The organism is Sphingomonas sp. P3_C5 (assembly GCF_056402635.1).
Genome location: NZ_JBFUHA010000022.1, coordinates 1 through 14,154, shown reverse-complemented (window position 1 = coordinate 14,154; position 14,154 = coordinate 1). Strand labels below are relative to the sequence as shown.

14 protein-coding genes, 1 tRNA gene and 1 pseudogene are annotated in these 14,154 nt (G+C 66.5%); 14 read left to right on the top strand and 2 right to left on the bottom strand.

Annotation, left to right across the window (positions count from 1 at the left end):
* Positions 1-71: 71 nt before the first annotated feature.
* Entirely contained in the window at positions 72-725 is a 654-nt protein-coding gene (locus AC1DVS_RS26640) for an FABP family protein (RefSeq protein WP_478027533.1), read from the bottom strand.
* 45 nt (positions 726-770) lie between these two features.
* Positions 771-1,451 (bottom strand): prolyl hydroxylase family protein, encoded by a 681-nt coding sequence (locus AC1DVS_RS26635; protein WP_478027532.1) that lies wholly within the window; start codon positions 1,449-1,451, stop codon positions 771-773.
* Between the two features lie 154 nt (positions 1,452-1,605).
* On the opposite strand from AC1DVS_RS26635, the gene AC1DVS_RS26630 reads away from it, so the two are divergent.
* The 14 genes and pseudogenes from AC1DVS_RS26630 to AC1DVS_RS26565 all read left to right on the top strand — a co-directional run bounded on the left by AC1DVS_RS26630 (position 1,606) and on the right by AC1DVS_RS26565 (position 14,044).
* Positions 1,606-2,442 (top strand): type II secretion system protein N, encoded by an 837-nt coding sequence (locus AC1DVS_RS26630; RefSeq protein WP_478027531.1) that lies wholly within the window; start codon positions 1,606-1,608, stop codon positions 2,440-2,442.
* Positions 2,439-4,646: a type II secretion system secretin GspD gene (gspD, locus tag AC1DVS_RS26625; protein WP_478027530.1), complete on the top strand. Its 2,208-nt coding sequence runs from the start codon at positions 2,439-2,441 to the stop codon at positions 4,644-4,646. The genes AC1DVS_RS26630 and gspD overlap by 4 nt, the downstream gene beginning before the upstream one ends.
* Positions 4,643-6,199, top strand: a complete 1,557-nt coding sequence (locus AC1DVS_RS26620) for a GspE/PulE family protein (RefSeq protein ID WP_478027529.1) — start codon at positions 4,643-4,645, stop codon at positions 6,197-6,199. Before gspD ends, AC1DVS_RS26620 begins: the two co-directional genes overlap by 4 nt.
* The gene (gene gspF / locus AC1DVS_RS26615) at positions 6,192-7,418 is read left to right on the top strand and encodes a type II secretion system inner membrane protein GspF (RefSeq protein ID WP_478027528.1); all 1,227 of its coding nucleotides are present in this window, start codon (positions 6,192-6,194) and stop codon (positions 7,416-7,418) included. The genes AC1DVS_RS26620 and gspF overlap by 8 nt, the downstream gene beginning before the upstream one ends.
* Before the next feature lie 8 nt (positions 7,419-7,426).
* Complete coding sequence (gene gspG, locus AC1DVS_RS26610) at positions 7,427-7,876, top strand: type II secretion system major pseudopilin GspG (protein ID WP_478027527.1); 450 nt, start codon at positions 7,427-7,429, stop codon at positions 7,874-7,876.
* Complete coding sequence (locus AC1DVS_RS26605; RefSeq protein ID WP_478027526.1) at positions 7,773-8,327, top strand: GspH/FimT family pseudopilin; 555 nt, start codon at positions 7,773-7,775, stop codon at positions 8,325-8,327. Before gspG ends, AC1DVS_RS26605 begins: the two co-directional genes overlap by 104 nt.
* Positions 8,328-8,476: 149 nt before the next feature.
* A pseudogene (gspI, locus tag AC1DVS_RS26600) lies at positions 8,477-8,854 on the top strand (type II secretion system minor pseudopilin GspI); the annotation flags it as partial.
* Positions 8,851-9,471 carry a type II secretion system minor pseudopilin GspJ gene (gspJ, locus tag AC1DVS_RS26595; protein WP_478027525.1) on the top strand — a complete coding sequence of 207 codons (621 nt, stop codon included), beginning with the start codon at positions 8,851-8,853 and terminating at the stop codon, positions 9,469-9,471. The pseudogene gspI and the gene gspJ, both read left to right, overlap by 4 nt.
* Positions 9,458-10,450, top strand: coding sequence for a type II secretion system minor pseudopilin GspK (gspK, locus tag AC1DVS_RS26590; RefSeq protein ID WP_478027524.1), 993 nt, complete (start codon positions 9,458-9,460; stop codon positions 10,448-10,450). The genes gspJ and gspK overlap by 14 nt, the downstream gene beginning before the upstream one ends.
* Positions 10,447-11,535 carry a type II secretion system protein GspL gene (gspL, locus tag AC1DVS_RS26585; RefSeq protein WP_478027523.1) on the top strand — a complete coding sequence of 363 codons (1,089 nt, stop codon included), beginning with the start codon at positions 10,447-10,449 and terminating at the stop codon, positions 11,533-11,535. The genes gspK and gspL overlap by 4 nt, the downstream gene beginning before the upstream one ends.
* Positions 11,532-12,011 carry a type II secretion system protein GspM gene (gene gspM / locus AC1DVS_RS26580; RefSeq protein ID WP_478027522.1) on the top strand — a complete coding sequence of 160 codons (480 nt, stop codon included), beginning with the start codon at positions 11,532-11,534 and terminating at the stop codon, positions 12,009-12,011. The genes gspL and gspM overlap by 4 nt, the downstream gene beginning before the upstream one ends.
* Positions 12,008-12,730 (top strand): type II secretion system protein N, encoded by a 723-nt coding sequence (locus tag AC1DVS_RS26575; protein ID WP_478027521.1) that lies wholly within the window; start codon positions 12,008-12,010, stop codon positions 12,728-12,730. The genes gspM and AC1DVS_RS26575 overlap by 4 nt, the downstream gene beginning before the upstream one ends.
* Before the next feature lie 139 nt (positions 12,731-12,869).
* Positions 12,870-12,946, top strand: a tRNA-His gene (locus AC1DVS_RS26570).
* Between the two features lie 45 nt (positions 12,947-12,991).
* Positions 12,992-14,044: a Glu/Leu/Phe/Val family dehydrogenase gene (locus tag AC1DVS_RS26565; RefSeq protein WP_478027520.1), complete on the top strand. Its 1,053-nt coding sequence runs from the start codon at positions 12,992-12,994 to the stop codon at positions 14,042-14,044.
* Positions 14,045-14,154: the final 110 nt, after the last annotated feature.

The following is a 14,154-nucleotide window of genomic DNA, read 5'->3' as shown; positions in this document are numbered from 1 at the left end:
CATCGAGCCCCGATCGGCGCTGCCCCACCCCTAACCCCTCCCCTGAAGGAGAGGGGCTGAAGAAGCCCGACCTAAACCGCTTTCCCGGCGGCCAAAATCCGCGCCAGTGGGTTCGGTTCAGGCTCCGCCACCTTGAACAAGGTATTCACATCGCGGTGGTTGAACGGCTCTTCCCGGCCGCGCACCGTCAGCGTGGTATCGATCGCGTAGCTCCAGGAACCGTCAGCGTTGAAGTCGATCTCGATCCGATAGGCATCAGTACGAAAGGCATGTTCGAGGAACGCAGTCGAACAGATGCCATATTCGGTCTGGCCGCGCGTGGCGGTCAGCACAAGCTTCATATCGTCGGAAGATGCCTGCCCCGAAGCGATCGCGACCTGCCCACGAGGGATGGCGATCGTCTGGAGCACCAGCCCGGTCGCCGGCTCCCAGAGCCAATAGCCGACCTGATCGTGGAAGGTGATATCCTCCTCGGGCGTGTTGATATGGATATGGTAGCGCAGGCCGTAGAAAAGCTGCGGGCCATTGGCCTGCGGATCGATCGGCTCGAAGGTGATTCGCTCGCGAAAGGCGCGGCGCTCCGGGCCATCGGCCTTCGGGTTGAGATCGACACCTTCCTTGCCTTCCCAAATGCCCGCCAGTCGCCGCAACGGTCCGAGATTGGCAAGCGTGTCGGGATCGACATCGCTCGGCTCAGTGTAGATGTCCGCCGGAAAAATGCTCATGCGCTAGCCCCAATGCCGAAATCTGTTGTCGAACGTGCCGTCAGGTCACCAGCCCCAGGGGCGTTCGCGAAACCATTTCGTGATGACGTATTTCGTGCCGCTGCGCACTTTCATGCCGTGATGGAGAGTCGCGGCATTGAGCGATCCGTCAGGCCGGCGATTGTCCCATGCCAGCAGCTTGCCGGTTTCGGGCTGGACGATCTTGTCGATCGCCTTGAAGCGGGTCGCGCCGCCCGCATCAGGCTCGTTGAGATAGATCATCACCGTCCAGGTGCGGTTCCCCGCCACCCCGCAATAGCGCTCATAATCGACGCCGGCCGGCTCGAAATAATCGGTATGCTGTTTGAACTCCTGCCCGACCGCATAGCGCTGGCCCTGCATCGGCTCGCCATAAATGCCGTCCAGCCCGGTCAGGTCGAGGATCGCGTTCTCGACCGCCGCGACGACCGGATCATTGCTGTCGAGATCGCAGGTCTCGCTGGTGCGATAGGTCGGGTCGCCATTATGGTCGGACAGGGTCGAGGGCCGTCGGATCGCATCGATCCGGTCCCGCACCGCCTGGCAGGTCTCGGCGGTGAGGAAGCTGCGGCGGAGGAACAGGGTGAGCTTGGGGCTCGGCACCCGCTGGATGCCCGGGGTCGCCGCGAGACGCGCGACCACGTCATGGGAGGGCTGGCCGGAGCCGAAATTCGGGCGGAGGGTGGCGGAGTCGGCGGTGTCGGTCATCGGCGCGGTTTCTGCCAAAGCCCGGGACGATTGGCCAGCCCGTTGGCCGGCGCTCCGGGCGGCGTCGCGCGAAACGTCTCGCAAGCTTCACAGCTTCGACGTACGACTGTAACTATCGATCCCTAGCACCGCGGCGATCGGGGATTTTTTGCGAATGCGTTTGGTATTGGATGCGCGGGCACGAGCGCTGTTGCGGCGGCTGCCTCGCACCAACGTCTATTCGGCGCTCGAGCTGCTGTTGCTGGCTGGGCTTGCGGTGCAATGCGCGCGGCTGTTCTGGGTGCTGGCAACGCCGGTCGGGCCGCTCGGCGCCTGGCAGCCGGTCCAGCCCGGCTTCAACGGGTCGCCCACGGCCATGCTGCAGGGCTTCGATCCCTTTTTCCGGCTGAGCGGCGGCGATGGCAAGACGACGGTCGTCACCTCGCTCCAGCTTACCCTGTTCGGCACGCGCACCAATGAGGCGACCGGCGCCGGATCGGCGATCATCGCTGGTCCTGACGGCGTGCAAACGAGCTATGCCGTCGGCGACGAGATCAGCCCCGGCATAAAGCTCAAAGCGGTGGCGTTCGATCATGTCATCATCGATCGCGGCGGCGCTGAGGAAAATCTGTTTATCGACCAGAGCGGTGCAGTCGTGCCGGTCTCGCCGCCGCCCGCGACCGGGCCGTCCTTGTTCTCCAATCCGCCGCCGCCTTCGGCCGGCAAGGGCATTGCCCCGGCGCAGCTCCGCACGGATATTGGTTTCATCCCGCGGGTCGATGGCGGCCGGATCAGCGGCCTCACTGTCCGCCCCCTTGGCTCGGGCGCCATGTTCCGTCAGGCTGGCTTGCGCGAAGGCGATGTCATAACGGCGATTGGCGGGCGCGCCGTCACTGGCCAGAATGATTTCGAGCAACTCGCAGGCTCGGTCGGCAAGGGTGGCAGCGTGCCCGTCACCGTCGAACGCGGCAACCAGACCCTATCCCTCACGATCACGATTGCGGGCCAATGAAGAAACTGATCCTCGCCTCGGCACTCGCCCTGGCGCTTGCCGGCCCGCTCGCGGCGCAGACCACCATGAATGTCCGCGACGCCGATATCCGCGCCTTCATCGCCGATGCCGCGAAGGTGACGGGGCGCACCTTCATCATCGACGCCCGCGTCCAGGGCAAGGTGACCGTCGTCACTGACCGCCCGCTCTCGCGATCCGAATATTTTGAGGTGTTCCTCTCGACCCTGCGCGCCAACGGGCTGGTTGCGGTGCCGACTGCGAACGGTGCCTTCCGCATCCAGCCGACCGACAATGCAGCCTCGCAGCCGGGGCGGATCGGCTCGCGCGGCGCCGCGCGCAACAGCTTCGTCACTGAGATCGTCCGCCTGCGCTCGATCGACGCAGCCTCGGCGCTCGATACGGTGCGGCCGCTGGTCAGCGCACAAGGATCAGTCACCGCCAATCGTGGCGGCAACTCCATCGTGATCGTCGATTTTGCCGACAATATCCGCCGCGTGCGCGAAGTGCTGCGCCAGATCGACACCGACAATGCCTCGACTCGCGTGATCGCGCTCAAGAATGCCGGCGCCCGCGAGATCGCGACAGCGCTGCAGGCGCTGGCCGGGCAGGGCGGCACAGGAGCCGGGCAGGGGGCGGCCGCCAGCAGCCAGGGGGTCAGCGTTGTGGCGATCACCAGCTCGAACTCGGTGGCGCTCCGCGGCGACCCTTCTTCTGTCGCACGCCTAGCTGCGGTCGCTGAAGACCTTGATCGCCGGGCGAAGAACGGCACCGAGATCAAGGTGATCTTCCTCGAAAATGCCGATGCCGAGCAACTCCTGCCAGTCCTCCAGCAGCTTGTCGGCCAGCAACCGACTCAGCCCGCGCCGACGCAGGCGCTCTCGAAGTCCAATTTCGGCGGCACTGGCAACGATACCCAGTCGAACACCATGGCCCAGGCCGCACCCCAGCCGGTGGCGACATCGTCATCCAGCGCCACGACCGGCCAACCGGCGGTCACCGCCGAGGGTGGCCGCACCGCATCCGTCGTTACCCGTTTTGCCGGCGCCAACGCGATCGTCATCGCAGCGCCCGCCGAGGTCCAGCGCCAGCTTGCTGAGGTCGTGCGCCAGCTCGACACGCGGCGCGAACAGGTGCTGGTCGAGGCGATCGTGGCTGAGGTCTCGGACGCGACCGCGAGCAAGCTCGGCGTCCAGTTCCTGCTTGCGGGCTTGCCCGGCAGCGGCGTGCCGACTTTCGCGACGAGCTACAGCAACTCGGCGCCCAATCTGCTGACGATCGCAGGCGCAATCGGCGCCCGGAAGCTCGCCACGACGACCACCACCGTGAACGGCACCACTACCGTCACTACCACGAACAACACAGTCAGCGATACGCTTGCGCAGTCGGCGATCAGCTCGATCCTCGGCGCCTCGGGCGGCTTTGGCGGCGGGGCGTTCAATATCGGCAAGGATGCGATCTTCGGGACGATCATCAACGCGGTGAAGTCCGACACCACCTCGAACCTGCTCCAGGCGCCCTCACTGACCACCCTGGACAACCAGGCGGCGCGGATTCTCGTCGGTCAGGAAGTGCCGGTCACTACCGGCCAGGCGCTCAGCAGCAATTTCGACAATGCCTTTCGCACCACCCAGCGCGAGAATGTCGGCATCCAGCTCGAAGTGAAGCCGCAGATCAACTCAAGCGGCACGATCAAGCTGTTCCTGCACCAGCAGGTAAGCTCGATCGCCGGGCCGGTGTCGAGCGACAATAGCGACCTGATCCTCAACAAGCGTGAGGTCGAGACCACTTTGACCGTCGATGACGGCCAGATCGCGGTGATCGGCGGCCTGCTGAGCGACGACGAGCGGCGGACGATCGAGAAAGTCCCGCTGCTCGGCGACTTGCCCGGAGTCGGTGCGTTGTTCCGCTCCAAGGCCAAGCAGCGCACCAAGACCAACCTGATGATCTTCATCCGCCCGACCATCCTGCGCACCGCCGAGGATGCGCGCAAGGTGACCGAGCAGCGCTACGGCTATCTCCGCCTCCAGCAGGCCGGCCAGCGGCCGGACGAGGAGCCGAGCATCGACGAGCTGGTCCGCGACTATTTCGGCGCGGCTGCGCCTCTGCCGGCCGCGGGAACGCCAGGCGGGATCGATGATCCGCGGGTGGCAGTGCCGGTGCAACGCAGTTCTAGAAGTGTGATTCGTCGGAAGAGAGACAAATGACGACGGATGATTCTTCTTCGAGCCCCTCCCCTTCAGGGGAGGGGCTTGTTACCATCCCGTACGCCTTTGCCCGCAAATTCGGCGTAGCGCTCGATACGGGGCAGAACACCCATTTCTCGATCGCCATGCGCGAAGGCTCGGACCCCAAGGTGCTGCTCGAGCTGCGCCGCCACCTCGCCCKGCCGTTCGACGTCACTTTCGTCACGCCCGAGGATTTCGACCGCCTGCTCTCCGATCGCTACGCGATGGACGGCCAGGCAGCAGCGGTCGCGGCCGGCACGCTCGGCCTGGGCGACGAACTCGACCTGCTCGCCGGCGATCTGCCCACCGCCGACGACCTGCTCGACACCGCCGACGATGCCCCCGCGATCCGCCTGATCAACGGCATCATCGCTGACGCAGCCCGCCACGGCGTGTCCGACATCCATATCGAGCCCTATGAGACCGGCCTCGTCGTCCGGATGCGGATCGATGGCGTGCTCCGCGAAACGCTGCGCATGCCGCCGCACGTCGCGCCCGTGGTGGTAAGCCGCATCAAGGTGATGGCACGGCTCGACATCGCCGAGCGCCGCGTGCCCCAGGACGGCCGCATCGGCCTGACGCTCGGCGGGAAACTGCTCGACGTCCGCGTCTCGACCCTGCCGAGCCGGGCAGGGGAGCGGGTCGTGCTGCGCATCCTCGACAAGGAAAATGCCGGGATCACGCTCGACGTGCTCGGCATGACGCCCGCGATCAACACCATGCTGAAAGGCGCTCTGTCCGAGCCCAACGGCATCATCCTGGTCACCGGCCCGACCGGGTCGGGCAAGACGACCACGCTCTATGCGGCGCTTCGCCTGCTCAACGATGGCAGCCGCAATATCCTGACCGTCGAGGATCCGGTCGAATATGCCATGGAAGGCGTTGGCCAGACCCAGGTGAACCCCAAGGTGGGTCTGACCTTCGCCGCGGGCCTCCGCGCGATCCTCCGCCAGGATCCCGACGTCGTGATGGTCGGCGAAATCCGCGACCGCGAGACCGCCGAGATCGCGGTCCAGGCCTCGCTCACCGGCCATCTCGTGCTCTCGACCGTGCACACCAACGATGCGGTCGGCGCGATCACCCGGATGCGGGACATGAAGGTCGAGCCCTTCCTGCTCGCATCGACGCTGCGCGCAGTGATTGCCCAGCGGCTGGTGCGGCGGCTCTGCCCTGACTGCCGACGCCCAGTGCAGGCCCAGGGCTCGGTCTCGGCGCTACTCGGTTTCGACCAGGGCACGACTGTGTTCGAGGCGGTAGGCTGCGCCGAATGCAACGGCACCGGCTTCAAGGGCCGGATCGGCGTTTTCGAAGCGATCCGTATCGACGAGACCATCCGCCGTTTGATCAACGATGGCGGCGACGAGGCGATCATCGCCCGCCACGCCTTCCTCCACTCCCCCAATCTCGGCTCGGCGGCACGCCAGCTCGTCCGCGACGGCATGACCACGCCCGAGGAAGCCGTCCGCGTATCGCGCCGCGACATGGCGGATATCGAGGCGCCGTTGGTGGCAGAGCCGAGCGCCGATGGCTGATTTCGACTATCTCGCCATCGACACCAAAGGCCGCGAGACGCGCGGCCATATCGCCGCGCCCTCGATCGACGATGCGCGCGTGTTGCTCGATCGCCGCCGCCTCTATGTCGTGAAGGTCGAGCCCGGCTCAGGCCCGGCGCCGCGCGGCCGGCCGTTTCTGTCCGATCTTCGCTTCGGCCGGCGCAAGATGAGCGCGAAGCAGCTCGCCTTGTTCACCCGCCAGCTGGCGACGCTCAACCGGGTGTCGCCGCTCGAGGAATCGCTCCGCACTATCACCCGCCAGACCGAACAGGAAAGCGTGCGTACCATCGTCGGCGCGGTCCACGCAGGCGTAGTTGAGGGTCGCCGTCTCGCAGAAGCGATGGGCCGCGAGCCGAAAAGCTTCCCGCCGCTCTACCGCGCGATGGTCTCGGCGGGCGAACGCTCGGGCTCGCTGCCGATCATCCTCGAGCGCCTTTCGGTGCTGCTCGAGCGCCAGGCCGAGATCAACGGCAAGATCGTCACCACGCTCGCTTATCCGGCGGTGCTCGCGGTCGTCGCGCTGGGCGTCGTCACCGCGCTGATGATGTTCGTCGTGCCGCAGGTGGTCCAGCAGTTCGACACGGTCGGCCAGCAACTCCCGCTGCTCACGCGCATGGTGATGGGTCTCTCGGCCTTTCTTGTCGGCTATTGGTGGGCGATCCTGCTTGGTGCCGCGCTGATCGGCCTCGGCATCTGGCGTGCGCTCAAGGATCCCGCAATCCGGCTCGCCTTCGATAGCTGGGTGCTGAAGCTCCCACTGCTCGGCCGACTGATCCGCGACCTCCACGCCGCGCGCATCGCCCGCACCCTCGCGACGATGGTCGCAAGCCGCCTGCCGCTGCTCGAAGGCCTGACGCTGACCGCCGGCACGATCCACAACCGCCGTCTACGCCTCGCTTCCGACGAGATCGCCGAATCGATCCGCGGCGGCGGCAGCCTGTCGGCGGCGATGCGCCGCACCGGCGTGTTCCCGCCCTTGCTCACCTATCTCGCTGCCTCGGGCGAAAGCGCCGGGCAGCTCGACGAAATGCTCGAACGCGCCGCGGATTATCTAGAGCGCGAGTTCGATCGCTTCACCGCGACCGCTTTGTCGCTGCTCGAACCCGCGATCATCGTGCTGATGGGCGGCATCGTCGCGACGATCGTGCTATCGATCCTGCTTCCCATCCTCCAGCTTACCACGCTTGCCGGCCAATGAGGTTCAAGATGCGTACCCGTTCCCAACCCCGTCACCGCAGACGTCGCAACGAGGAGGGCTTCACCCTCATCGAGCTGATGGTGGTGATCGTCATCCTCGCCATCCTGACCACGATCGTCGCGATCAACGTCATGCCGAGTGGCCAGAAGGCGAAGACCACCGCAGCAAAGGTCGACATCTCGCAGCTCGAAGGTGCCCTCAACCTCTACAAGCTCAACTATGACAGCTACCCGACCACCGCGCAGGGCCTGCAGGCGCTGCTCTCGGCCCCGGCGGGTGTCGATGCCAGCAAATATCAGAAGGGCGGCTATATCCAGAAACTGCCGCCCGATCCCTGGGGGCGCCCCTATCTTTATGCGTCGCCCGGCCAGCATGGCGAGGCCGACGTCTGGACGCTCGGTGCCGACGGCAAGGAAGGCGGTGAGGGGGCGGATGCCGATATCGGCAGCTGGCAATAGCCCCCGCGCCGGCGCGCGCGGCTTTACCCTTATAGAGTTGATGATTGTCATTGTCGTAATCGGCCTGGCATCGGCTGTGGTCGTCTGGTCGATCCCCGATCCGCGCGGGCGGTTGCGTGACGAGGCGACCCGTTTCGCGGTCCGCGCCCGCGCCGCGCAGCAATCGGCGGTGGTCGACGGGCGGCCGGTAAGCGTCTGGGTATCCGATGGCGGCTATGGCTTCGATCAGCGCAGTCACGGCGCCTGGGCCTCGATCGTGGAGAAACCGTTCGAGGTCACCAGCTGGGGGAAGGGCACTCACGCGATCGTCGCGAATGTCGGCGGACGGGATCGGGTGATGTTCGATTCGACCGGTCTTACCGACCGGCCGCTCGATGTGCGTCTTACCCGCGACGCGGAAGCGGTCACGGTCCGGGTCGGCGCCGATGGCGGCGTGAAGGTCGGCGCATGATGCACACGCGTCACATCCACCCACCATCGTCACCCCGGACCCGTTCCGGGGTCCACTGTGCCGCGAGCGCCACTACCGTTGCGTATGCGGAGCTATGGACCCCGGAACAGGTCCGGGGTGACGGAGCGTTTGGGAAGTGCGGCTCCGAACCTCGCCGAACGAGCGGCTTCACCCTTATCGAAATGATGGTCGCGCTCGCCGTGTTCAGCCTCGCCGCACTCGCGCTGATTCGGCTGGAAGGCGCAACGATCCGCGGCGCCTCGATCCTCGATTCGACGCTCACCGCGCAGATGGTCGCGCGCAACGTGGCGATCGAGGCGATGACCGATGTGCGCGCGCCCACAATCGGCATCGCCAAGGGCGTCGAGCAAAATGGCGGCCGCGCCTGGAGCTGGACGCGCGAAACGCGCCCGACCGGCGATTCTCGCATCGTCAGGATCGATGTCGAGGTGATGGATGCGGGCGGCAGCCGCAAGGGCCATCTCACCGTCGTCCGCACCGGAACAGTCGGAGGCGCAGCATCATGAAGCGCCAGGACGCCGGCTTCACCCTCATCGAAGTGATGATCTCGCTGATGATCTTCGGCATGCTCGCCGCGGCGGGCGTGGCCCTGCTCAGCTTCAGCGTTCGCGCACAGGCCGCGACGGGGGCGAAGCTCGACGACATCCAGGCGCTTAACCGCCTGTCCTCCGCCCTCTCAGCCGATCTCGCCCAGGCCGTGACCCGTCAGGCGCGCAATGAATCCGGCGACCTGTTGCCTGCCTTTGTCGGCGAAACCGGATCATCGATGACCCCGATGCTGCGCTTCGTGCGCGGCGGCTGGAGCAATCTCGATTCGGCCCCCCGCCCGGGCGAGCAAAAGGTAGAATATCGCCTCACCGGCGGCGTTCTCCAGCGAATCGCCTATCCGATGCTCGACGGAGCCCAGCCGCTGCCGCCCGCTGCGATGCTCGATCATGTCCGTCAGGTCACTCTGCGCTACCGCCTGAGCGGTGCCTGGAGCGACACCTGGCAGGGCACACCGATCACCGCACTCCCTCAGGCGATGGAGATGCGCCTTGTCCGCGATGACGGCGTCGAATTCCGCCAGCTGTTCCTCGTCGGCTCGAGCTATGTGAAGCCGGTGGTCAATGCGCCGCGCTGATCGCCCCTCCGGACCCCATTCCGAACGGGGCGCCGCACTGCTCACGGTGCTGCTGCTCGTCGCGGTGATCGCCGTGCTGGCCGGCACCGCTCTCGAAAAACTGCGGCTTTCCACCCGGCTCGGCGGCAATGCGGTCGCGCTGGACCAGGCCCGCGCGTATTCCTTCGCCGCCGAGACGCTGGCGCTGACCAAGGTGAGCGATCTGCTCAAGACCAACAGCACCCGCGTCACGCTCGCAGGGGGCTGGAGCAACCGCCCGATCCCGCTGCCGGTGCCTGGCGGCGTCGCCACCGCGAGGCTGACAGACGGCGGAAACTGCTTCAATCTCAACAGTCTGGTGATCGAAACTGCGCCCGGGACTTATGTATCCTACACACCCGCACGTCTCCAGTTCGCGCGGCTGATCAGGCTGGTCGGCGGATCCGGCGCGTCCGGAGAGTCGATCGCGGCGGCAACCTCGGACTGGATCGACAGCGACACCAGCCAGCTCGATCTCGGCGCGGAGGACAGCGCTTATGGCGGGCAGGGGACGCCTTATCGCACTGGCAACACGCTGATGGGCGATGCAAGCGAGCTCCGCGCGGTTGCCGGGGTGACGCCAGCCATCTACGCAAAGCTTCGTCCCTGGATTTGTGCCTTGCCCATCGCCAAACCTTCCAAGATCAACGTCAACACGCTCCTGCCCGAACAGGCGCCGCTGCTGGCCATGCTGATGCCGGATACGCTGACGGTCGAAGGCGCGCGCCAGGCGCTGCTGCAGCGTCAGCCACAGGGCTATGCCGATGTCGGCGCCTTCTGGAAGTCGGCCGGACTCACCCCCTCGTCTGACGCAGCGGCGGGTAGCGCGGTGACCACCACGTGGTTCGCACTTCAGGTGGGTGTGACGGTCGGCGGCGCCGAGCTCGAACAACATGGCCTGATCGACGCCTCGACTCTCCCGGCKCGGCTCGCGTCGCGGCAATGGGGCGAACCGTCATGACGCTCGTCCTGTTCCTCCCCACCGGCACTACCTCCTGGCGGTGGCTGCGGATCGCCGACGGCGCCATCGCCAGGCGAGGGGAGGGGTTGCCTGATCTCGATGGCGAAGATGCCGAGCCACCCATTGTCATCACCCCAGCCGATGCCTTGACCCTACACTGGGCCGAACTGCCCGACCGCTCGACCGCCCAGGCCGTGGCAGCGGCACGGTTGCTCGTCGCCGAGGCAAGCGCCGCGCCGATCGCCGAACTGCACGTCGCGGTCGGCCGAGAGGACGGGCATGCCGAACGGCCGATCGCCGTCGTCTCGGTCGCGCAAATGCAGGCGTGGCTGACCCTGCTCGCCGCCAATGGCGTCGATGCCGCCGCGCTGCTTCCATCGCCAATGCTCCTTCCGCGCCCGGATTCCGGATACATCCGTGCCGATCTCGGCGGCGAGGTGGTAGTGCGCGGCGCGACCAGCGGCTTTGCCGACGAAGCGCGCCTGACCGAGCTGATCACCGGCGGCGTCGCCCCCCTGACGCTTGGCCGCGACGAGATCGAAGCGGCAATCGTCGCCGCCATCGCCGCGCCCCCGCTCGATCTTCGCCAGGGGCCCTTTGCCCGGAGACTCCGCCGCGCGATCGATTGGGGCCTGATCCGCCGTCTCGGCTGGCTGGTCGCCGCGATTCTGGCGCTGTCGCTGCTGATCAGCCTCGTCCAGATCCTCAAATATAATCTCGCGGCCGATGCGGTTGAGCGCCAGGCGGATATGCTGGCGCGTCAGGGCCTCCCGCACGGCGAGACCGTCAACGATGCCGATCGCCAGCTCGACGCGCGGCTTGCCGGCCTGCGCGGCGGCGGTGCCGGTTTCGGCCAAACGACGGCGGCCGTGTTCGCCGTGGTAAAATCGGTCCCCGGCGCCGAAGTCCGGGCGATTGCCTTCGATCCTAACGGCGCCCTTCGCGTCACCGCGTCGACTGAGAATGAGGGACAGATCACTGATCTGCAGAACCGAATCCATGGTTATGGTTTTGTCGTCCAGCTCAGCCCCATTGCGGCGAGTGCCGGCCGCTTCACGGTCGTGCTCACGGTGACACCGCGATGACCGACCGCTTTCGCCTCTGGTTCGCCGCACGCTCCCTGCGCGAGAAGCGGCTGCTGATCGTGATGGTAGCGCTCGCCGCCGTCACGCTGGTCTGGGCGCTGATCATCCGACCGGTGAATGACGGCCTCTCCAATGCCCGTGAACGCCATGAGAATGCGGTGATTCGCCTCGCCGAAACCCAGGCGCGGGTGAAGGCAGTCGCAGCGATCGAGCAGCAGCATCCCGCAGCCCTCGGGGCCCCGCTCGACGCGGTCATCCGCGATCGCGCCAATGAAGCTGGCTTCGCGCTGACGAGCGTCAACGCGGACGGCCCGAACCGGGTGCAGATCGCGATCGCAACAGCGCGCCCCGGCGCCCTGTTCGGCTGGATCGCCCAGCTCGAATCGGCCGGGATCATCGTCGAGTCGCTCGCGACCGCGGATAATGGCGACAAGACGGTGTCGGCGCAGATCAGCTTCAAGGTGCGGGGCCAATGAGCCGCATCCGCCTCAAGACCGGGCCGCTCGCCTTTTTCGGCGCTGCGTTCGTCGTCGCGCTGATTACCCTGCTGCCGCTCCGGCTCGCCATGGGCTGGTTCGATCTCGGCAATAGCGGCCTGACCGCGCGCGAGGTCAGCGGCAGCGTCTGGTACGGCACTCTGCGCGAGGCGAGCTTCGGCGGTGTACCGCTCGGCGATCTTCATGCGGGCCTGTCGCCCTTGCAGCTGCTGGTTGGCCGCGCGCGAATCGATCTGTCAGGGCAGGGCGATGCAGCACGCCCACTCCGCGGCGCGATCGGTGTCACCCGCCACAGCTTCGGTATCGATGATCTCACTGCCACCTTGCCGGCGGGCAATGTCTTTGCGCCGGTGCCGGTCTCGGCGCTCGATTTCGACGATGTCAGCGCCCGCTTCCAGGACGGCAATTGCGAAAAGGCCGAGGGGCGCGTGAAAGCAACCCTGTCGGGCGATCTCGCCGGCATCAGCCTCGGCCAGGGCATGAGCGGCACCGCGCGCTGCGACGCAGGCGCGCTGTTGCTGCCATTGGTCAGCCAGGCCGGCACCGAGACGATCGCGCTCCGCCTCTGGGGCACCGGCCGCTTCCGCGCTGAACTCACCGTGCAGCCGGGCGATCCAACCGAAATCCAGAAACTGGTGCTCAGCGGCTTTCAGGCGACCGCGAAGGGCTACACGCTGGCGATCGAGGGCCGGTTCTAACCCCACCGTCACCCCGGACCTGTTCCGGCGGACGACGGTAAATGCGACTTTCACCCCACATCCACCAATTGCCCTATCCCCAACCCGACACGAATCTTGACGTTGGCACCCGCACCCCGCTAGGGGCACCCGCTCTGCGGCGATCGTAGTTCAATTGGTTAGAGCGTCGGCTTGTGATGCCGGATGTTGCGGGTTCAAGTCCCGTCGGTCGCCCCATTTTCTTCAACAGCCCATTTCTTCAATAGTCAGGAACATTTTTCCGTGACCACCGGCTGGGGCTTCCCCGACTTCGACGCGCATGAGGGCGTTCACCTCTTCACTGATCCAGCCTCCGGGCTTCAGGCGGTGATTGCGGTGCACTCGACTGCGCTCGGGCCGGCTGCGGGTGGGGTGCGCTTCTGGCATTATGCCGATAGCGACGGTGCGATCACCGACGCGCTGCGCCTCTCGCGCGGCATGAGCTTCAAGAACGCGATGGCCGGCCTGCCGATGGGCGGCGGCAAGGGCGTGGTGCTCGCGGCAAATCCCGGCGATGCGATCACCGTGCCCCAGCTCGAAGCGTTTGGCCGCGCGGTCGAGTCGCTCGGCGGCCGCTATGTGACGGCCGAGGATGTCGGCATGTCCGAGGCGAGCATGAAGACCATTGCCACCATGACGCGCCACGTCTCCGGCCTGCCGGTCGCGGCGGGAAGCGCGGGCGGCGATCCTGGGCCCTTCACTGCGATGGGCGTCTATCTCGGCGTCAAGGCAGCCGCGAAGCGTGGCCTGTCCGCCGATTCGATGAAGGGCGTGCATGTCGCCATCCAGGGCGTCGGCAGCGTCGGTGGCGGGCTCGCGCGGCTGCTGGCGAAGGACGGCGCCCGCCTGACGCTCGCCGATGTCCATGCCGACAAGGCCGCGGCGCTGGCGGCGGAGCTCGGTGCTGAAACGGCGGCAGCGGACGCAATCCTCGCCATCCAGGCCGATATCGTCAGCCCCAATGCCCTCGGCGCGATCCTGACTGAAGACTCGATCGCATCGCTCCGCACCACGGTGATCGCAGGCGGCGCGAACAACCAGCTCGCGACTCAGGCAGACGGCGCGAAGCTTGCGGCACGCGGGATCCTCTACGCGCCCGATTATGTCATCAACGCGGGCGGCATTATCAATGTCGGTCTCGAATATCTCGGGCACGGCGACCGTGCCGAAGTCGAAGCCCGCATCGCCCGCATCCCCGAGCGACTGATCGAAGTGTGGGACGAAAGCGACCGCACCGGCGCACCCGCGTCGGATGTGGCGGACATGATCGCGAAAAGGCTGATCGGCCGGGGCTGAAGTTATCAGCCCCTCCCCTTCAGGAGTTGTCGGCCGAGCCGGGTAAACCATGCCCCCGGCATGGTTTAGGGATTGCCGGGGGCAATCCCGACCCGGCATCCCGACCCGGC